Source organism: Planktothrix paucivesiculata PCC 9631, assembly GCF_900009265.2.
GTDB classification, from domain to species: domain Bacteria; phylum Cyanobacteriota; class Cyanobacteriia; order Cyanobacteriales; family Microcoleaceae; genus Planktothrix; species Planktothrix paucivesiculata.
The window spans coordinates 1-20,352 of sequence record NZ_LR735026.1; the positions used below are offsets into that span (position 1 = coordinate 1).

A 20,352-nucleotide genomic window follows, 5' to 3' on the forward strand; every position below is an offset into this window, starting at 1 on the left:
GGGTAATGGGTAATGGGTAATGGGTAATGGGTAATGGGTAATACTTCGACTTCGCTCAGTAACAGGGTAATGGGAAAAATATAAGTTTGATCTGTCAACTCTTTAACTGATGACTGATGACTGATGACTGAATTAACCGATTATTTTAAATCTAATAATCCACTGGTTTTTAATTTGGGATTAAAGCGAATTTCTTCTTGTAATCCTCTGGCTTTGAGTTCGGATAAAATCTGTTCTTCTACACGACGGGCGACTTGTTTTAATAGTTTTTCTTGACCGATATCATCGTTTTTTTTATACTGATTTTGTTCTTCTGGAGTCATTAAGGGTTTAACTTGAATTGGATGATTCCAAAGGGGTTCATCTTCCCCATTGCCGGGAGGAATTGAACCATTTTCAGTAATCCAAGCCTGTTGAATCCCTTCTAAAATAGTTCGACTGGGACGTTCAATGGTTTGTAATTTTAACCAGTAGCAGCCTTGATTTTTACGAATAAAATGCTGTTTTAAACTCAAATATATATCTCGGGAATAGCCTACATATTGTAAAATTTTATCTTGATTAAAAATAGCATAAACCCCGATTTGACCTTGGAGGGATTCAGGGATTTTGCCATGTTCATCGAGATAGGGGATATAGTCTAAGGAATTAAGCAGAGGAATTTCAGTGGGAGTAGTCATTGATCTAAAAAATACTTTTCCCCTGATTGTAAAGGGATAGGTGTCAATTTCCGACTCCGGTAGGCTAAATTTTTGTGAAGCCCAGCTCTATTTTTGGGTAAGGTTTGCCGTAGGAATTTTTGAACCAGTTTAATGATTATTCTGGAATTTGAGTTAGCATAACTCTAGGATTGTATTTATTCAGCCACAACCATGCAGAATAGCGAAGATTCATTAAAACCGTCACCCAACTCGGTTAATGGGTGGAAGTTGGCCGAGTATGCTTCTATTGCGGGGACAGCAGTGGGAACCCTCGTTGCTGCATGGTATCAGCCGATTATATTTGCGGGAACTCCCCTAACCTTAGCCTTGATCTTAAACGTGGTGAATCGCCAACGGTTTGAACAGGATATGCGTCAAACTATGGATGCGGCGATTACGGATGTTCGGACGGTGGTGGAATCGCTACATCAACAAATTCAACTGCTACCCTCCGAGTCCAATGAACTTGATCCGATTACGGATGTGTTGACGGAGTTACAACGGGTGACTCAAGGGTTAGAAAAAAATGCCCTGCGACAAGATGATTGGGAAGTCATGAATGTGCGCTTTAAGTTAATGCAAGAAACCATTGATGAATTAAAGACATCCCGGGAGACTGAACCCTTGCATTTGGAAGGGAATGATCAGGAATCTTTAACAAAAGTTTTAGAGGGATTTGTTAGTCAGTCGGTGACAGATTCACAAGGGATACAAACACAAATTGATCAGCTTTCTGAACAGGTTAACGCCCTAAAAACAGAACAACAAACGATAATTAAACCTTATCTGAAACGCTTAGTTAATGCGGTGAAGGAGTTACAAAATCGTTAATTTTTAAGATTATCCCCCCTTTTTTTAGGGAGTTATGGGGATCGATTTATCGATATTCGTCACCACAATCGCCGATTATTTGCATCAGATCTTGGGATTGGGAAAGCACGGCATTAATGCTTTGATAATCTTCGGGGTCGAGGCTAAATTCAAAGACTTTAGCGTTATTTGAGCTATGGTCAGAAATCCCTAATCTTGTCCCCACCATGGTTCCAGCAACGGTAGGTTGTTCTAGGATATAACGAATCGCAATATTAGGAATGGTTACTTGATGTTTTTGGGCGATCGCATTTAAAGTTTTTAAGAGAGTTTGAAATAAATTCCATCCCCCCCAAGCATCAATCATATTTTTATATTTTTTCAAGCTGACGGTTTCTAAACTAAAGGTTTTGGGTTCAGGTTTTCCTAGATATTTTTCCGATAAAAAACCGCCACAAACCACACCATAGGGAAGTAATTTAATATTATGATCTTGACAAAATCCGGTCATTTTAGCTAAAGGACGGCGATCAACTAAAGAAAACTGGACTTGATTAGATACAATTTTAATTCCATTTTCCACAATGATTTTTAAGTGTTCCGTATCAAAATTAGTTAATGCTAAATGTTTAATTTTACCCTCGGTTTGCAGTTGCGCTAGATAATTTAAAGCCTCTAAATAATTTTGATCCCGATAATCCCACCAATGAAATTGCAGTAAATCCAGACAATCGACTCCCATGCGTTGACGGGAAATATCAATATTTTTTTCCACCAGAGTTTTTGTCATTTTACCCGGGCGCGGAACCCATTTTGTAAAGGCTTGAACCCCGGATAAAGCCTCCTGTCCACAAGTAGCGAGCAATTGTTTCCTAAATTCCCCAATAAAATCCTCGGCCGGGCCATAATGATCTGCTAGATCCCAAGTGGTATATCCAGCGTCTAGGTATTTAAACATACTTTCGATGGCAAGGGTGGGGTTAATCCGACCATGGGCACCGGAGACTTGCCACATTCCGTTTAAAATTCGGCAAATATTCAAGTCTTCTGTAAATTGAAAACGACTAGAATCGGGGAGTTTCATGGTTTATTTCTTGTAGACTAAATGCTAATTAATATAACATAAATAACAGAACATGAATCCCTAAAGATCTATAATATAGTATGACAATTTGATAAATTTAAGCCACAATAGAAGTTTTAAGAGTGTCTTTAGTCACAATCCCTAAAAAAGTAGTTACAGAAGATTAAATTAATGATTATGGTTTGGATGAAAAAACTGTTTCAGACAAGTATGAAATCTCGTTTATTATCGGAAGCAGAACTGCGGTCTGTTTTTGCAGCTATGTCGGATTTAGTATTAACTTTAGATGATCAAGGACGTTATCTAAATGTGATTACAAATCAACCTCAACTTTTGTATAAACCCATAGATCAAGTTTTAGGTAAAACCCTGGATGAAGTTTTTCCTGAAGCCCTGGCTGATTATATCTTGCAAATGATTCAAACTGCCCTGAAAACCCAAACAACAATTCCCCTAGAATATTCTTTAGAAATTGAAGGGAAAAATATTTGGTTTTCTGCTAATATTTCGCCTTTGTCGGAAAATTCTGTGGTGGTGGTAATTCGAGATATTAGCGATCGCAAACAAGTAGAAAGCTCCTTACAAGAAACAAATTTAGCCCTGGCAGAAGCTCAAAAATTAGCTCATTTAGGGAGTTGGTCTTATGATTTGATTAATCAACAAATTCACTGGTCAGAGGAAGCCTTTGCCATTCATGGATTAAGTTCCGATCAACAGATTCCCAGTTATGAGGAATTACTGCAAGTTTTTACCCATCCTGATGACAGAGAAATAATTCGTCATCGGATGGAAAAAGCCATGGATAATGGCGAACAATTTAATCAGGAAGTTCGGATTTTTCACCCCGATTGCTCCCTACATTATATTTTAATAAAATGCCAAGGAGTTAGTAATCAACAAGGCAAAATTATTAAACTATTTGGAACTATTTTAGATATTACTGAACGAAAACAAATTGAAGAAACCCTGCGCCAACTCCTGAAACGGGAACGAGTAATTACGGAAATTACCCAACGGATTCGTCAGTCATTAAACTTAGAAGAAATATTAAATACGACGGTCATAGAAATTCGTAAGTTATTACAAACTGATCGGGTTTTAATTTATCGATTGGAACCCAATCAAAGTGCTAAAGTCATTGTACAATCTGTGGGTGTAGAATATATATCGCCGTTGGGCGAGCAAATTCCTACTACCTATTTAACTCAAGGACAATGTATTATTCCCTTTAGTCAAGGATGTCTTCATAATATTTCTGATATTTATGCTGCTAAGTTTAAATCAGAACATTTAGAGTGGTTTGAACGGTATCAAGTTAGAGCTTTATTGGGAGTTCCAATTATTAAAGGCGAAATGCTTTGGGGATTTTTAATGGTTCATCATTGTGCTTCTCCTCGATCTTGGGCCTATTGGGAATTAGACTTACTTGAACAAATTGCAGCCCAAGTTTCTATTGCTATCCATCAAAGCCAATTGTATGAACAAACTCAAGCTCAAGCCCGATGGGAAAGAGGATTAAGACGAGTTATTCAAGCCATTAGTCAGTCCCTAGAGCTAACCACTATTTTCTCCACTGCAACCTTTGAAATTTGTCAATTATTAGGAGTAGATCGGGTTTCTATTGCCCAATATTTACCGGACGAAAACGATTGGTTGGTTGTAGCAAGTACGCCGGAAAGTCCCGATATTCCTGATACAATTTCCAGGGAAATTTTTGATAAAAATAATTTGATTTTGACCCAACTTAAACAGCAAAAAGTGATTCGGATTTCCGATTTTCAACAGGAGCTAAGTCGTCCTGTAAATCAAGATTTAGCTGATAATAATCCTGGTTCTTTATTGATTGTACCGTTATGGATAGGTTCCTCAATTTGGGGAAGTTTAAGTTTATATCGTCATCACCAAACTTGGATTTGGCAAGATACAGAAGTCGAATTAGCTTGTACCTTAGTTGAACAATTGCAAGTGGCAATTAAACAGTCACAACTCTATGAACAATTACAAATTGCTAATCAACATTTACAAAGGTTAGTGATGATAGATGGACTGACTCAGGTGGCAAATCGACGTCGATTTGATGAATATTTTTTGCAAGAATGGAAGCGTGCTGCCCAAGAACAGCAACCTTTAGGATTAATTCTTTGTGATGTTGATTACTTTAAGAACTATAACGATACCTATGGTCATTTAGCCGGGGATGAATCCTTAATTAAAGTGGCTCAAGTCCTCTGTGAAACCGTGTGTCGTCCTGGGGATTTAGTCGCTCGCTATGGGGGAGAAGAATTTGCCATTATTTTACCTCAAACCTCGGTTAAGCAAGCCATTCAAGTCGCTGATATGATTATTCAAAACCTAGAATCTCTGGAAATTCCCCATCAAACCTCCTTAATTAGTTCAAACCTGACTGTTAGCATAGGAATTGCGAGTTTGATTCCTTCGGTGGACTCTCCTTTTCAAGTTTTGATTGAGGCGACCGACCAAGCTCTCTATCAAGCTAAAGCCGAGGGCAGAAATCGTTATATTGTATATAATGGGGAATAGAATATTAGTAATACCATGGCTTGATAAAAAGCCTTAGTTCTGTATAATTAAAGTTATATTAAGTTATGTTTTAGTGTTGGTTTTTAGTTCATTTGGGTTCGTTAGTTATTCCCATAATTCTCCATTTTCGCGAGTTTAAATCAATGTTTTAAATAGTTCAAAGCTCCTCCCAGATGGGAGGACAACTTCAAAATCAACTAACTCGCAACCGGATTAGACACCGAGGGACGACGGTTAATCACTTGATCAATTAAACCGTACTGCATGGATTCTTCCGCCGACATAAAGAAATCCCGTTCTGTGTCGTCTTCAATGCGGGATAGGGGTTGACCCGTGTGGTCGGCTAAATGTTGATTCAGGCGTTTTTTCAGATACAAAATTTCCCTGGCCTGAATCTCAATATCCGTCGCCTGTCCTTGGGCTCCCCCTAACGGTTGGTGGATCATAATCCGAGAATGGGGAAGACTCATCCGTTTACCCTTGGCCCCCGCACTCAACAGAAACGCCCCCATACTAGCCGCCAACCCCAGACAAATGGTGGAAACGTCGGGGCGGATGTGGTTCATGGTGTCAAAAATCCCTAAACCCGCCGACACCGAACCTCCTGGGGAGTTGATGTAGAGGTAAATATCTTTTTCTGGGTCTTCAGCATCAAGGAACAGCATCTGGGCCACAATTAAGTTGGCTAAATCGGCTGTTACCTGTTGTCCGAGAAAGATAATGCGATCGCGTAATAGCCGAGAATAGATATCAAAGGCTCTTTCGCCACGACCCGATTGTTCAATAACGGTTGGGATCATAACACTCTGCTGCTAATGGTCATTCTCTGCCATTGTAGCGATTTCGGGTTTCAAACTTTCACAAACCATTCTTGGCGATACATCAAATAGGATACCAGCCACCAAAATAGCAGGGTAGCGATCGCAAATACTAGAGATCCATTCATCGCCCCAAACACCGACTGGAATAGGGTTTCATACAACCAAGTTTTAGCACTGGGGGCTTGGGGGGAATCGCCGATTTTAATTAAATTCAGAATTCTCGCCACAAAACCAGAAGCCACAAATATTGTTAGGGCGTTTAATCCCATAACTTTAAAGGGAAATCCCCATTTTGTCCATCCTCGGACTTCGATGGTTTCATAACAAAATGCCAGAAGTAGTAATGACCAACCCGCCGTTACAATCACAAAGGAACTTGTCCACAGGGATTTATTCAGGGGAAATAATTCTCCCCATAAATAACCAATCACAAAACAACTAATTCCAAATACGACTAAACTCGCACTGGTATCGCTTCTAATCGGTTGTTTTCTGATCCAATTTCCGGTTAAATATCCACCTAAAACCGTAACAACGGCGGGGAAGGTACTAAAAAGTCCTTCGGGATCATAAAATCCCCCTTTCCACAAATGGGATTGACCTAAAATTAGGCGATCAATATAGGCGGCAAAATTTCCTTCCGGGCTGAGGTCTCCGATTCCATAACCCGGAACCCAAACGAATTGCATGAGGAGATAATATCCTAATAAAATCCCCCCACCAAGTAGCCATAATCCTTTTCTGGAGAGGTTAAAAATGGCGATCGCTGCTAAAAAATAAGCTATTCCAATCCGTTGTAAAACCCCCATAATTCTAATTTCGGCGAGGTTATAACTGGGGAAGCCATTCAGGAGTAATCCTAATAAAAATAATATCCCAGACCGCCGAGCAATTTGTAGATAAATCGATTTAGGAAGAATGGTTTCCGGTGCTCGATATTCTTCGGTATATTTATACAAAGAAAAAGCCATGGCTACCCCGACAATAAATAGGAAAAACGGAAATACCAAATCCGTCGGAGTACAACCATTCCATTGGGCATGAGCCAGCCAAGGATAGACATAATTCCAGCTACCCGGATTATTGACTAATATCATACTGGCGATCGCAATTCCCCGAAATACATCCAAAGCCTGTAGCCGCATAAGTGCATCCTAAACCTTGGAATTTATTATTTCATGAAACCAATAAAAATTCGGGTCAATAATCTCCTTACCCTAAATATCAACTTTTACAAAGTATCAACTAGGGTGAAAAAGGGATTAACCCGATAGGCTATGATTAAAAATAGTAGTAGTCTATTGAGGAAAATAAAAGATGCACCTGATGGCAAGATTCCCTAACTGATCAACTCCCCTGATGGCTTTCGTGTGAACCCCTGATGGGTTAGTTGGACAAACATGGACACTACGGACAAGTCACGTTTGAGTTATTGATCAATCGAGATATGCGAGTCTATGTTGATTATGGCAGGCAGATTTCAAAGATTTCAAGAGGTCTTTTGCAATCACCCACTTTTCTGTGAAAACGACTTAGATTTATAACAAATTCAAGAACAGTTTCAGATTTTGGGTTAAGCTGCTGTGTAGATTGATCGTTCGGCGTGTTAACTAAAATTCTCTCTCGAATCAAAAGGGTGTGGGCTGCGATAGATTCCTATTTGACTTGACACCCTCACCCCATTGAGTTTGAATGTCATCAAGTCCATACCGTTTGTCTACAACCCCATCCGTGAGTCTGGGGATGCTTGTAGCCCGTGATTTACGGAAAATGGGGCTTCTTACACATCAAAAGTCATCTAACTACCTGAGTTGAGTTGAAATTTTATCCCTTGTAATGGGCTGGTAGACAAATGGAAACGGAAACCAAAAGGCAACGGGCAGCAACCAATACGATCGTTCGGCGACAGGCAACACCCAAAGAACGAGAATTAATTCATCTGTTAGCGAATTTAGGCTGTTCTCAAGCGAAATATGGGTTGAGACACGCCACGAGCAAACAGTTAATTAGTGCTGAAGAACGCTTAAGATTAGCGGAATGGCATTACCTTCGTTTACAACAAATTCGTCGAGTTGAACGCAGTTTAGACCCGGTTGCAACCCTCAAGCGAGTCTATTTCAAAAGTAAGTTAAGTCCCCGCAATTTAGAATCTTTAAAACTATTGTGGGTTGAAGATGAAAAAACCCGGGTTAAACGGGTCGATCCCGAACTCGATGATCTGCTCTGTGATGCTTTGGATAAAGGAGACACCCTGAAGCAAATTTTTCGGATTATTGAGGTGAAGGAAAGACAATTTGCGCGCACTCCTGAACCGGGAAAAATTCCCCTCTGGGTACAAGAATGGGAAAATTCTAATTATGAAATCAACTACTTTCCCCCATCTTTCCCTGACTGGGCGCAAATCGTTGATGATTAATTAAAAATGCAGCTTGTCCTAGGGCTAGTCCTCCATCATTAGGAGGATTTTTTTGTGACCAATAAACCTGAAATTCTTCTTGACAAAGCCGGGATATTGTGCGTTCAATTAAATATTTATTCTGAAAACATCCCCCACTTAAAGTTATGGTTTTTTCGCCTAATTTCTTCCCAATTTGTACCACTGCTTCCACTAAACTATTATGAAATTTAGCTGAAATTAAATTAATCGGTTTTTGGTTAATTATATCCTCTAATATCCCTTTAATTATTAGTTCCCAATTCAAAGTATACCTACAATTATAAATCATATTATCCATATTCTCCCCCCTTTTTAATGCTATGTCCTGAGCTTGCCGAAGGGGGGAATCAAACCATTCAAACTGATAATATTCATCGGTTTCTAAATCATCAATGGCAAATTCTAACGCCATAGCCGCTTCCCCTTCAAAACTCACTGTTTGACATATTCCTAATAAACTCGCCACTCCATCAAATAACCGTCCCACACTGGAAGTTAAAGGAGTATTTAACTGGCGGTTTAACATCGTTTGCATAATTTTTAATTCTTGAGGTTTGAAAGATTCCATAAACTCTAAATTTATCCCAGAATTAAATAGATCATTTCCCAATAATTCATATAATAATCCTAAAGCAATTCGTCGAGGTTCAAATACTGCTTTATCTCCCCCAGGAAGGGGAAAAGGGCGAAAAGAAGCAATCCGTTGAATTTGGGTTTCTGTAACTTGAAAAAACTCTCCACCCCAGATCGTACCATCGAGTCCATATCCAGTTCCATCCCAAGCAATTCCTAGTAGGGGAGGTTGTAAATTATGTTCAGCAATGACAGCAAAAACATGGGCGAGATGATGTTGAACTCGGACTATTGGATATTGATTTTGTTGAGATAAATTTTCTGCAAATTGGGTGGAATAATAGTCGGGGTGAGCGTCACAAACAATAATATTCGGTTGAAAATCATAGATATTACTTAGACTATTAATCACTTCTTGAAATGCGGCTAAAGCTAGGGGGTTTTCTAATTCCCCAATATGTTGACTTAAGAAGGCTTTTTGATTAAATGCGATTGCAATTGTACTCTTTAAATGCCCTCCCACGGCTAAAATTTTTAGGGGGGTTTCTATTGACAAATCCGAAGATTGTGCTAAACTAAAGTTAGTTTGATATAATGCGGATCTGTTTGCGCCTATAGGGTTAGGGAGAGAAATCGGTAACGGAGCGTAACCCCTCGCCCGACGCAACACCATTTCTTGATTAGCAATAATTCTCACAATTGAATCATCAATCGGTCGAACAATTGGGCGGTTATGAACTAAGAAGAAATCCGCGATAGTATTTAGACGAGTCACGACTTCCGCTTCATCAATACAAATGGGTTCACTAGCAAAATTTCCACTGGTGGCAACGATAGGAAAGTTCAATTCTGCCAATAATAAATGATGGATGGGTGTATAGGGTAACATCACCCCTAAATAGGGATTGTTTGGCGCAACAGACTTTAATTGATCATAAATCCGACGTAACAAAACAATCGGAGCAGCAGCAGAAGATAATAATTTTTCTTCCAATTCCGAAACCCAACAATCCTGTTTTACCTGTTCTAAATTAGGATACATTACCGCCAAAGGTTTAGCGGGGCGGCGTTTGCGTTGACGTAAATTTTGCACGGCGGTTTCATTCCTTGCATCAACAATTAAATGAAATCCACCTAATCCTTTTAACGCTAAAATTTGCCCCGAACTAATAATATCCGCAGCTTGTTTGAGAGCTTGATTTAAACTAGCAATAACCTTACCGTTTTTATCCCATAATTCTAATTGTGGCCCACAAACAGGACAAGCATTAGGTTGGGCGTGAAATCGACGATTTAAAGGATAATTATATTCATTTTGACAATCGAAACACATTGTAAATATTGCCATTGTGGTATGATTTCGATCATAGGGTAAATCCCGAATAATCGAATAACGCGGCCCACAGTTGGTACAATTAGTAAAAGGGTATTGATAACGGCGATTTTCAGGATCTAAAATGTCTTGTAAACAGTCCGAACAGGTGGATAAATCGGGTAAAACAATAGCAGATTTTTTTTTGTGATTTGTAGGTTCAGAAGCATGGATTTCAAATTGAGAATAACCTACCGTTGGTAACCAAACAGCGTCTAAGGTTTCAATTTCAGATTGAGGCGGTTTTTCCTTTAAAATGCGGTATTGAAATTGTTCTAAAACGTCTCGAAAACCTTCGACTTCAATCAAAACACCCTGAACCGAATTATTGACCCATCCGGTTAAGTTTAACTCCGTTGCGAGGCGATAAATAAACGGACGAAACCCAACGCCTTGAATAGTTCCTTGAAGGGTCAGATGTAGGCGATATTGTAAAGAATTGAGATCAGAAGAATCGTGTGACATAGATCAGACTCAGAACAATTTTATTATAGCTATATTGGCAACCGATGACACAAATTCTATTCATTTAGGGTGAAATTATGGTTCTCATTTCCGACCCATCAGGACAACAACGTTTAGTCGCAACGAATCAACCTGACTCTATTTTACTATCCTCTGGACAGTTAACGAATTATCCATTAGGAGTGGCGTTATTAGAGGGGAATGATACTCTACAAGGGTCGAATGATTCTGAAGAAGTTAATGGCAATTCTGGGGGTGATATATTAATTGGATTTGGGGGGAATGATTTATTACTTGGTGGACAGGGAGACGATTATTTAGTGGGAAATGATGGCAATGATACGTTAGTCGGAAATAAAGGAAAAGATTTGATTTCAGGAGGGACGGGAAATGATATTTTACTCGGTGGTAATGGAGGAACAATTGATATAATTCGTGATCAGATTACTACCGTACAATATTTAACCGGAGGAGATGGAAATGATACATTAATTGCCGGAATTGGTGTGAGTGGATTAATTGGAGGAGCAGGAGAGGATTTATTTATTTTACAACCCGATTTTGTTTTAGGAATTGACCGAGAAACTACCGCATTTCTTCTGGGTATTAATCGTTTTGAACCTAAGATTGATAAAATTGGTTTAACCGGAGGATATACCGAAGATGATATTCTTTTAGAAGAAAGTATCTATATTCCCGATAAAGAATTCCCCAATCCCCGTTTAGTTATTCCTGAAAATCTTAAACCCTTTTTCCCTGAACAACAAGCTTCTGATTTAATTGCTGTTACTAATCCTCAAGCAGAGGGAATCTCGACTACTATTTATCTCAAAACCAATGAAGGAAATATTTTAATTGGGAGTGTTAGTGATGTAACTCCGGCTCAAATTCGAGATAGTTTTATCACAGTAACAGAAGGTTTTGTCTTTTAAAAATAACCTGTAGGGGTAATATTAAATTATCCTTACAGAAACGATGTTTTTTAGGAGATTGGTTGAGCTAAAAATCTGAAAGATATAAAAATTTATCCGGGTTTGTAGATTGACCCCCTCCTCATCGGTAAAAAATTATGGTATGAAAGTTAAGACATGATTGTCATCTCTCAAACCCGAAAGGGTAGAATCATTAGAAAAAATGCTAGAACCAAACTCCAAAGAACGCTTTGACCAGCAAAAAGCCTTACCAGGGTTAAAATCACCGGATTTAGCAACAGAATCAAAATCTTCCTCTAAACCGGGGAAAACTGTTATTAATATCGTTTTGGCAGTTGTAGCGGTTTTGAGTACATTAATCACCATTTGGATTTGGGTCGAAAATAGTCGCCTCAGTCAACGCTTGAAGACAGAAACTTCTAATTTAACAACATCATCGGCAAAAAAACAACCCCCAAACCCTCAAGAAACTCTGTTAAAAATAAAGAAATGCCCTGAATGTAATTTGAGTAAAGCTAATTTGAAAAAAGCCAATTTAAGAGAAGCCTATTTGTGGAAAGCTAACTTAGACAATGCCGATTTGAATGATGCAAATTTAGAGTTAGCTGATTTACGCGGTGCGACTTTAGCCGGGGCTGATTTACGAAATAGTCAACTAGCAAGCGCTAATTTAGGATATGCTAATTTAACAGGAGCAAACCTGAGTAATGCTGATTTACAGCAGGCTAATTTATGGCAAGCTAACTTAAAAAATGCCCAACTGAATAATGCTATCCTTAGACAAACTGATTTACGTCAATCTAATTTAGAATCGGCTAATTTAAAATCAGCTAATTTATTAACTGCTAATTTATCAACTGCTAATCTTAAACAAGCTCAATTAGAGAGTGCTAATTTGAATGGGGCTAATTTAGAAAACACTAATTTAGAAAAAGCTAATTTACAAAATGCCATTTTAATTGAAGCCAATTTAACCAAAGCTAATTTAGGAAATGCGATTCTAAATGGGGCTGATTTAACCAATGCTAATTTATCTGAAGCCGTGTTATGGTTAGCCAAATTAGAATCGGCCAATTTAGAAAAAGCTAATTTAGAAAAAGCTAAGTTAGGTTATGCTAAACTGAATAAAGCTAACTTGAATCAAGTTCAATTAATTGATGCGGTATTAGAAGGAGCCAGTTTAGAAGATACGGATTTACAAAAAGCCAATTTAAAAGGAGCTAAATTAGAACGGGCTAATTTATTAGGAGCTTATTTAGAACGGGCTAATTTACAGGAAGCCAATTTAGCCGCGGCAGATTTACGCGGAGCAAATTTAAGTAAAGCTAACCTCAAAAATGCCTATTTACAAGGGGCAAATTTACGCGGTGCTAACTTAAAAGGTGCGGATTTAGAGGGAGCAAATCTGCGGGATGTACAGTTAAAAGGGGCAACAATGCCGAATGGAAAGATGTATATTGATAAGGAAGAATAATATTAGTTAAATCAGGAGGAAGTCGCTTTTAAACCGATTAAGGAAACTACTAATAAAGCCACGAAAAATAACCGCCCAAAACTAACAGGATCTTTGAAAAAGATAATTCCCACCATTATCGTTCCTAATGCTCCAATTCCTGTCCAAACAGCGTAAGCAGTACCGATGGGAATGGTTTCCATAGCCTTGCTTAAGAACCCAAAACTTAACGCCCCAAAACCAATAAATGCCAAAATTGCCGGGAGTTTTGTCAGTCCTTCTGAGAGTTTCAGAAAACTAGAAAATCCTAATTCAAATAACCCCGCTAAAATCAAATAAATCCAATCCATTTTAGATAAAATTTTCCAAGAGTCGTTGTTGCGCTTTAGCGCTCCTTATTAGGGCTAGATTAAAGAAAACAAATCATTTTTTCTATTTTACTATAAGTGTGCAATCGCTTCCTGAAATCTGTTGTTCTAAAAATTGATACCATTCCTTCATTCCCACCCCAGTTTTAGCAGAAACCTCAAAAATTCGAGCTTGGGGAACAATTTTTTTAATGTTATTTAAGGCTAATTCTCGGTCAAAACCCACGACTTCCGCAATATCAATTTTATTAATAATTACCACATCAGCCGTTTTAAATAATGTTGGATATTTTAAGGGTTTGTCTTCTCCTTCGGTGACAGAAAGTAACGCCACCCGTTGATTTTCTCCTAAATCATAAGCCGCCGGACAGACTAAATTTCCGACATTTTCAATAATTAATAATTTTACCTGATCTAAGTTGATTTCAAAAATAGCTTTAGCGACCATATCCGCTTCCAAATGGCAAACATTTCCGGTGGTAATTTGAACCACTTGCGCCCCCGACCGTCTGAGTCTTTGAGCATCATTATCCGTGGCTAAATCTCCCACAATTACCGCCCCAGGAAGATAGGAATTAACATCAGTTAAGGTGCGTTCAATAAAGGCAGTTTTTCCCGAACCGGGAGAGGATAAAACATTTAAAACAAAGAGTCCTTTCCCCCAAAAAAAGCCCCGATTTCGTTCGGCTAATCGTTCATTTTTAGATAGAATTGCTTCATGAATAGTTAAGGTTTGATGGGTATGAGCATGATGGTCATGGTCATGGTCATGGTCATGGGTGTGAGGATGGTCATGATCATCATGACTATGGATTTCAATTGTTCCAGGGGTAACAGCACAACCGCAATTTGTACACATAATTAAGAAACCTCTAAAGATGTTAATTCTAACTCTTTTCCCTGAAGAATATCAAGGCTATATTCATGACAGTGGGGACATTCATAAACATAATCATCCGGTTGAAATTCCACCTGACAATGATGACAATAACAGCGAACGGGAATCGAATCTATTTCAAAAATAGCGGTTTCTGCTATTGTTCCTTTCGCCACCACATCAAAGGCAAATTCTAACGCCTCTGGGATAACTCCTGATAATTCCCCTACTTTCATTTTAATCCAATGAATTTGAGTTGCCCCTTGTTGTTTAGCATGGTTTAAGGCAATCTCTAGGGTCTGTTCCATAATACTAACTTCGTGCATAATTTGTAGTAACTCCTTTAGGGGTTTGATTGAGTCCTAAAGGACTAACTACCGTAGTAACCCCTAAAGGGGTTTCTTTTTAGTCCTAAAGGACTCATTACGATTAATTATAATTGATTTGGGGTTTTATTAACAATATTTTTAATAATTTTTAAAGCCTCTTGAATGCCATTTAGTGCTTTTTGAGATAGGGTTTCACAGAGTTCAAAATTTTCTCCTGGGATCGCAATTAACCAGGCTTGGGGTTGTTTCTGGTAGAGAAATTGGGTTAAAGATAAAAGCGATCGCGGATTTAAAGAATGTCCCCAATTAAATAAATTTGAGGGTAAAGCTTCCAAGGAAATAATATTAACCGTATCTCCTTCTAAAGCCGCATCCACAAAAATAACCGTATCAACTTCAGCCATTTCTGCGGCAACTTCGGGGGTGAGTTGATGGAGAGAAAGTGATCGCACATTTGTGAAATTCCACTGTTCAACTTCTGTTATTACCGCTTGACCAACACCATCATCTCCTCGAATTGGATTGCCATATCCGACAATTAAAATCATATCATTTTATATATTTATAATTAACAATATTCTATCAGAACTTCCTTTTGTTGACTACGAAGTAACTGAACTAAATCTTCTATTAAATTGCGACGAATTGAAATATTTTTAGGTAATAAAGGGTTTTGATAAAACTCATTAATTTGTTGACCCACTAAAAAATAAATAGAATCACCTTCGATAATTTCCCGCGCCAATAAAACCGCGCCATTATTATCAGAAGCTAACCGGGCAATATCCCCCTTACATTTTCTCAAGATTTCCGTAGCTTTAGAAATCGTTAAAATTCCTTCTGTGACTAAATCCACTTCTTTTAATTTACCAATGGGCGGTAAATCTTTTCGCATGGTTGCAATATCCATGTCAATAGTTTCTCCCATATAATTAGCCACTAAATTTCCTGTTGTTCCGCCACAAATTACTTTTCTACCGGGGAAATTTAATAATCTATCGGCATACAATTCATCCTGAGTAATATCTAAAGGCGGGCCAGTAAAAATCATGACTGGGTTAGGTTTTCTAACATAAACCCCCACAAAAGTTGCATCATCTCCAATTTTTTCCCGATATAAAGAACGGGTTTCAGACATTACTTGCTCAATAATTGTTCGAGAATTAGTCGCTTGACTAATAAAAATTCTCTCCATGTATTTCGCAATATTATCCCAACCCCAGCCAAAATTCATCGTATCCCCTAACCCAGCATAAAGGATACCATCACTAATCGCCCCGAGAAAATCCCCCCGTTCTAATGTTCCTTCTGAATATTGAATTTTTTTTCCTAAAATCTGATCAATTTTGGTTTCTAATTTAACAATGCGACCTTTTTTAAAATAAAGAATGGGAGGATTATCAAAATTAATCACTTTAAATTCATTGGTTAAATGATTAATAGAAATAATCGTAAAGGTTGCATACGCAATTTTTCTCACCTGACAGATGGGTAAGGTTCCAATCACGGTTTTAATCACTTCCTCTAAAGGAACATCCGCATTTAACATGGTGATTAAAATTTCCGTGGTCAAGGTGGCTAAAATACTCGCTTTTACCCCACTTCCTAAACCATCGGATAAAACAATGGTGCTTTTAGTTCCGGTTTTGGTAAATTTAACTTGGTCACCACAAAGTTCTTCGCCTTTTTTATTTAGACTCAGGTGACAAATATCAAAAAAGTTATCTTGATTCATATTAATTTTATTAAAATATAGGGAATAGATAGAAACCCGATTTCTAATGGTCTACTGATTCACCATTTCAATAATTTTGAGTAAACTAATTTTAGTTTCGGCGGTGGTTTCTCCTAATAACCCGGCAATTTCTTGAGCGACTTTCATTTGATTATCAACCACTTCATTCACTTTTTTAACGGTTTCTGCCTTGATTATATCCGTTTCTTTTTTGCGTTCCATTTCGGCGGTAATATCGCTCATAATACAGCCAATAATATTTTCTTCTTTAATGGGAAAGATAAACTCTCGAATATACAAATGATATTTAGGATATTCCGTTTCCCGTCCCCGAATTACCTGATTAGTTTCCCAAACAGTTTTAAAATGATCTACTGTTCCTAAAATTTCGGTTACGGGTTGACCAATAATTTGACTCGCTTCAACATTGAACAGTTTACAAAAAGCCGGATTAACAACTTTAATCATCAAGTCTGAATCTACGGCAATTAAACCGTTAGGATCATATTCCCATAAAAGTTGCCAGAGATGATTCTGAGTTGTTTCTAACATAGTTTTTATCTCAATTCTGATCTTTAATGGCGGGAAGAATTTCTTGCAAAAATCTATCTTCAATATTTTGAGGACTAATATTAATAAAATGTAAGTCCTTAAATTTCATTACAATTCCTGAACTACAAGTTTCTAAACAAAATGAGCCTTTTAGCTCAACTTTGTGATCAATATTATATTCACTCATCAAGGCTTGCAATTTCGGTAACACTTCATACACTCCAAGCTGATGACAAGCGGAACCCATACATAAATATAAGTTTTCCTTTGGCATTATTTTGCCTCCTAATATCATAAATCCGTTGTTGGGCTTTAGCCCTTAAGATTGCGCTGAAGCGCAACAACGGGATTGAAAAATGTTGTTGGGCTTGAGATCTTAAGATTGCGCTGAAGCGCAACAACGGCGCAACAACGGTGGGATTAATGGCGGTATTTTTCTTGAATAATTGTTCCGTCCTTTTGAATTAATTGGATGTGTAAAGGCATTTGACCGACGGCGTGGGTGGAACAACTTAAACAAGGATCATAAGCCCGAATTCCGGCTTCCACTCGGTTTAACATTCCCTCGGGAATATCATTTCCATGAATATAATGTTGGGCAATTTGAGTCACGGTTTTATTCATGGCTAAATTGTTTTGTCCGGTGGCAATAATTAAGTTAACTTTCTTAATTAATCCGTTATCATCGACTTGATAATGATGGAATAAAGTGCCGCGAGGAGCTTCACTAACGCCCACCCCTTCTAAACAGTTAATACCTGCTTCTGAACGCACCCGTTTTGAGATGATATCCGGGTCATCAACTAACTGTTCAATGGCTTCAATACAAGCCAGAATTTCTACTAAACGAGCATAATGATAGAAGAAGGAAGAAGTGGCGACTCGTCCCCCCGCCCGATGACGAAATTCAATTAATTCTCGGTCGGCATCTTCCGTACCAATACAGTCACAAACATTCAATCTTGCTAAGGGCCCCACCCGATAAATTCCATCGGGATATCCCAGGGGTTTGTAATAGGGAAACTTGAGATAAGACCAATTTTCAACGGCTTCTCCGAGGAAGTCTTGATAGTTATCTTCGCTTAAACCATCAGCGACAATTTCTCCATTACTATCAATAAATCTTAGGTGTCCGCCGTAGTGTTCCCAAGTACCATCGGGGGCAACTAATCCCATAAATAATGAGGGGAATTTGCCAAAAACATCGATTTCGGTTTTTAATTCCGTATCTAATAAACGTTTAAAGATACTAATAGCTAATTCCGTGGTTTGTCGAGCTTCAGGTAAGCGGTCAATAATCCATTCTCGCCCTTCATCGGAAAGGGGAGAACGCACGCCACCGGGCACCGCCCAAGCCGCATGAATTTTTTTCGCGCCTAATATTTCAATGATCGTTTGTCCGAACTGACGCAAGCGAATTCCTGCCCGGGCTAAATCGGGATCAGCGGCCATCAAACCAAAGACATTTCGTTTAGCTGGATCACTATCCCAACCTAATAGAAAATCAGGACTACTGAGGTGGAAAAAACTTAACGCATGGGATTGAGTTAATTGGGCTAAATTCATCATCCGGCGCAGTTTTTCCCCGGCTGGAGGGACTTGTACTGCGAGGATTTTATCGCCAGTTTTGGCTGAAGCTAGGAGGTGACTCACGGGGCAAATTCCGCAAATTCGGGCGGTAATTCCAGCCATTTCAAACATCGGTCGTCCTTCGCAGAATTTTTCAAAACCGCGAAATTCTACGACGTGAAACCGGGCATTTTCGACTTCTCCCGCATCATCTAAATAGACAGATATTTTAGCATGACCTTCGATCCGAGTCACGGGATCAATAATAACGGTTTTAGACATATTTTTAACCTCTGTAGTTTGTTATTTAGCTTGAACTTTTCTATCCCGTTGTTGCGCTTCAGCGCATCTTTTTAGATTTGAGGATGGAAATTAAGGGTTGGAATTTGAATCCTCGGGTGCGCTTAAGCGCAACAACGGTTAACCAAATTTGATCATTTCCCGTCCTTCCATCACGGGTTTTTTCCCTTCTAATAAAGGAGCGATCGCGGCTTTAATTCTATCGGAAGATGGAGGACATCCGGGTAAAAAGATGTCAATATCAACTAATTCATGAATCGGACGCACTCGCTCTAAGAGTTCAGGCACAATACCCGGTTCATTCGGTAATTGAGCCCCGATATCACTGAGTTCCAAATAACAGCGTTTTAAGACAGGTTCCGTACTACCTAACATATTTCTCATGGCAGGAACGTTAGCTGTTACCGCACAATCTCCAAAGGAAATTAAGAGTTTAGTCCGTTTTCTAACTTGATACAATAACTCTAAATTTTCTTCGTTAGCCACGGCTCCTTCCACTAAACAAACATCCACATTTTCAGGATATTCTTTGATGTCACAACCCACCGGACTAAAGACAACATCGACTTTTTCCGCGAGATCAAATAGCCATTCATCTAAGTCTAAAAACGACATATGGCAACCGGAACATCCCGCCAACCAAACCGTAGCAAATTTTATCTTGTCCATTGATGTTTCCCTCTTGCATCTGCTAAGAATTCTAGTTTTTCACTATCCCGTTGCATTTCTGCCGTAGTGGTGCCTTTTTTAAAGATTGAACCCGTGGGACAAGCATCCACACACTTACCACAGGAGGTACAAGCATCTACATCCCCCCAGGGTTGATTTAAACCACTAATAATTTTAGCTGCGGCTCCCCGATATCCGACATCCCAGACGTGGGCTCCTTCAATTTCAGCACAAACTCTGACACACCGAGTGCACATAATACAACGGTTATGATCGATGCCGAATTTACTATGAGAAATGTCTACTTCTCGCTCAGGAAAGCGATAGGGAAAACGGCTATGATCCATGCCCACTTCAATCGCAACGTCCTGTAATTCACAGTTACCATTGGCAACACAAACGGCGCAAACATGATTTCCTTCTGCGAATAATAACTCAACGGTCATGCGTCGATATTCTTGCAGTTGGGGGGTTTGGGTACAGACTTCCATACCTTCTGCAACTTCGGTAACACAAGCCGGTAATAAACGATTAATTCCTTTAATTTCTACTAGGCATAACCGACAAGCTCCCACATCGGAAACCCCGTCTAAATGACAGAGTTTAGGAATTTTTACCCCGGCTTCTTCGGCGGCTTTGAGTACGGATGTTCCTTCTTCAACGGCAACATCAATTCCATCAATAACTAGGGTTTTTACGGACATAATTCTTTATCTCCTCTCAGGTTTAAATATCAAATTTAATCCTTTAACTTTAAGATGTAT

Annotated in this window: 20 protein-coding genes; 5 read left to right on the forward strand and 15 right to left on the reverse strand. The window is 38.8% G+C overall.

From position 1 onward, the window contains the following. Positions 1-140: 140 nt before the first annotated feature. Positions 141-680 carry a GIY-YIG nuclease family protein gene (locus PL9631_RS20650; RefSeq protein ID WP_083623290.1) on the reverse strand — a complete coding sequence of 180 codons (540 nt, stop codon included), beginning with the start codon at positions 678-680 and terminating at the stop codon, positions 141-143. Positions 681-872: 192 nt separating this feature from the next. On the opposite strand from PL9631_RS20650, the gene PL9631_RS20655 reads away from it, so the two are divergent. Continuing rightward, positions 873-1,532, forward strand: a complete 660-nt coding sequence (locus PL9631_RS20655) for a hypothetical protein (protein ID WP_083623292.1) — start codon at positions 873-875, stop codon at positions 1,530-1,532. Between the two features lie 46 nt (positions 1,533-1,578). Here the strand turns inward: PL9631_RS20655 and PL9631_RS20660 are convergent, their stop codons facing one another. Continuing rightward, complete coding sequence (locus tag PL9631_RS20660; RefSeq protein WP_083623293.1) at positions 1,579-2,595, reverse strand: aldo/keto reductase; 1,017 nt, start codon at positions 2,593-2,595, stop codon at positions 1,579-1,581. A 210-nt stretch (positions 2,596-2,805) separates the two neighbouring features. Here PL9631_RS20660 and PL9631_RS20665 point away from each other — a divergent pair, with 210 nt between their 5' ends. Further along, the gene (locus PL9631_RS20665; protein WP_197046458.1) at positions 2,806-5,136 is read left to right on the forward strand and encodes a diguanylate cyclase domain-containing protein; all 2,331 of its coding nucleotides are present in this window, start codon (positions 2,806-2,808) and stop codon (positions 5,134-5,136) included. A 197-nt stretch (positions 5,137-5,333) separates the two neighbouring features. On the opposite strand, the gene clpP is transcribed toward PL9631_RS20665, so the two are convergent. Together clpP and PL9631_RS20675 are read right to left on the reverse strand one after the other, a co-directional pair. Further along, positions 5,334-5,936 carry an ATP-dependent Clp endopeptidase proteolytic subunit ClpP gene (clpP, locus tag PL9631_RS20670; protein ID WP_083623297.1) on the reverse strand — a complete coding sequence of 201 codons (603 nt, stop codon included), beginning with the start codon at positions 5,934-5,936 and terminating at the stop codon, positions 5,334-5,336. A 50-nt stretch (positions 5,937-5,986) separates the two neighbouring features. Next, positions 5,987-7,102 carry an acyltransferase family protein gene (locus PL9631_RS20675; RefSeq protein ID WP_083623298.1) on the reverse strand — a complete coding sequence of 372 codons (1,116 nt, stop codon included), beginning with the start codon at positions 7,100-7,102 and terminating at the stop codon, positions 5,987-5,989. Between the two features lie 707 nt (positions 7,103-7,809). Between PL9631_RS20675 and PL9631_RS20680 the strand changes: the two genes are divergently transcribed. After that, a complete protein-coding gene (locus PL9631_RS20680; RefSeq protein WP_083623300.1) occupies positions 7,810-8,373 on the forward strand; it encodes a hypothetical protein in 564 nt (187 codons plus the stop codon). Here PL9631_RS20680 and hypF read toward each other — a convergent pair. After that, complete coding sequence (hypF, locus tag PL9631_RS20685) at positions 8,321-10,804, reverse strand: carbamoyltransferase HypF (RefSeq protein WP_083623302.1); 2,484 nt, start codon at positions 10,802-10,804, stop codon at positions 8,321-8,323. The two genes, PL9631_RS20680 and hypF, sit on opposite strands and share 53 nt — an antisense overlap. Before the next feature lie 77 nt (positions 10,805-10,881). Between hypF and PL9631_RS20690 the strand changes: the two genes are divergently transcribed. Continuing rightward, positions 10,882-11,736: a calcium-binding protein gene (locus PL9631_RS20690; RefSeq protein WP_083623303.1), complete on the forward strand. Its 855-nt coding sequence runs from the start codon at positions 10,882-10,884 to the stop codon at positions 11,734-11,736. 202 nt (positions 11,737-11,938) lie between these two features. After that, positions 11,939-13,210: a pentapeptide repeat-containing protein gene (locus PL9631_RS20695; protein ID WP_083623305.1), complete on the forward strand. Its 1,272-nt coding sequence runs from the start codon at positions 11,939-11,941 to the stop codon at positions 13,208-13,210. An 11-nt stretch (positions 13,211-13,221) separates the two neighbouring features. On the opposite strand, the gene PL9631_RS20700 is transcribed toward PL9631_RS20695, so the two are convergent. The 10 genes from PL9631_RS20700 to hoxU all read right to left on the reverse strand — a co-directional run bounded on the left by PL9631_RS20700 (position 13,222) and on the right by hoxU (position 20,292). After that, the gene (locus PL9631_RS20700) at positions 13,222-13,539 is read right to left on the reverse strand and encodes a DMT family transporter (RefSeq protein ID WP_083623306.1); all 318 of its coding nucleotides are present in this window, start codon (positions 13,537-13,539) and stop codon (positions 13,222-13,224) included. A gap of 82 nt (positions 13,540-13,621) precedes the next feature. Further along, positions 13,622-14,416, reverse strand: a complete 795-nt coding sequence (gene hypB / locus PL9631_RS20705) for a hydrogenase nickel incorporation protein HypB (RefSeq protein ID WP_083623308.1) — start codon at positions 14,414-14,416, stop codon at positions 13,622-13,624. A gap of 2 nt (positions 14,417-14,418) precedes the next feature. Next, positions 14,419-14,760: a hydrogenase maturation nickel metallochaperone HypA gene (gene hypA / locus PL9631_RS20710; protein ID WP_083623309.1), complete on the reverse strand. Its 342-nt coding sequence runs from the start codon at positions 14,758-14,760 to the stop codon at positions 14,419-14,421. Positions 14,761-14,867: 107 nt separating this feature from the next. After that, complete coding sequence (locus PL9631_RS20715) at positions 14,868-15,311, reverse strand: hydrogenase maturation protease (protein ID WP_083623310.1); 444 nt, start codon at positions 15,309-15,311, stop codon at positions 14,868-14,870. A gap of 20 nt (positions 15,312-15,331) precedes the next feature. Beyond that, the gene (locus PL9631_RS20720) at positions 15,332-16,498 is read right to left on the reverse strand and encodes a SpoIIE family protein phosphatase (protein ID WP_083623311.1); all 1,167 of its coding nucleotides are present in this window, start codon (positions 16,496-16,498) and stop codon (positions 15,332-15,334) included. Positions 16,499-16,549: 51 nt separating this feature from the next. Continuing rightward, entirely contained in the window at positions 16,550-17,050 is a 501-nt protein-coding gene (locus tag PL9631_RS20725; RefSeq protein ID WP_083623312.1) for a PAS domain-containing protein, read from the reverse strand. A gap of 10 nt (positions 17,051-17,060) precedes the next feature. Continuing rightward, positions 17,061-17,324 carry a (2Fe-2S) ferredoxin domain-containing protein gene (locus PL9631_RS20730; protein WP_079678621.1) on the reverse strand — a complete coding sequence of 88 codons (264 nt, stop codon included), beginning with the start codon at positions 17,322-17,324 and terminating at the stop codon, positions 17,061-17,063. Positions 17,325-17,470: 146 nt separating this feature from the next. After that, a complete protein-coding gene (locus PL9631_RS20735) occupies positions 17,471-18,901 on the reverse strand; it encodes a Ni/Fe hydrogenase subunit alpha (protein WP_083623314.1) in 1,431 nt (476 codons plus the stop codon). Positions 18,902-19,039: 138 nt separating this feature from the next. Next, complete coding sequence (locus PL9631_RS20740; protein WP_083623316.1) at positions 19,040-19,588, reverse strand: NADH-quinone oxidoreductase subunit B family protein; 549 nt, start codon at positions 19,586-19,588, stop codon at positions 19,040-19,042. Beyond that, positions 19,576-20,292: a bidirectional hydrogenase complex protein HoxU gene (gene hoxU, locus PL9631_RS20745; RefSeq protein ID WP_083623317.1), complete on the reverse strand. Its 717-nt coding sequence runs from the start codon at positions 20,290-20,292 to the stop codon at positions 19,576-19,578. Before hoxU ends, PL9631_RS20740 begins: the two co-directional genes overlap by 13 nt. Positions 20,293-20,352 lie beyond the last annotated feature (60 nt).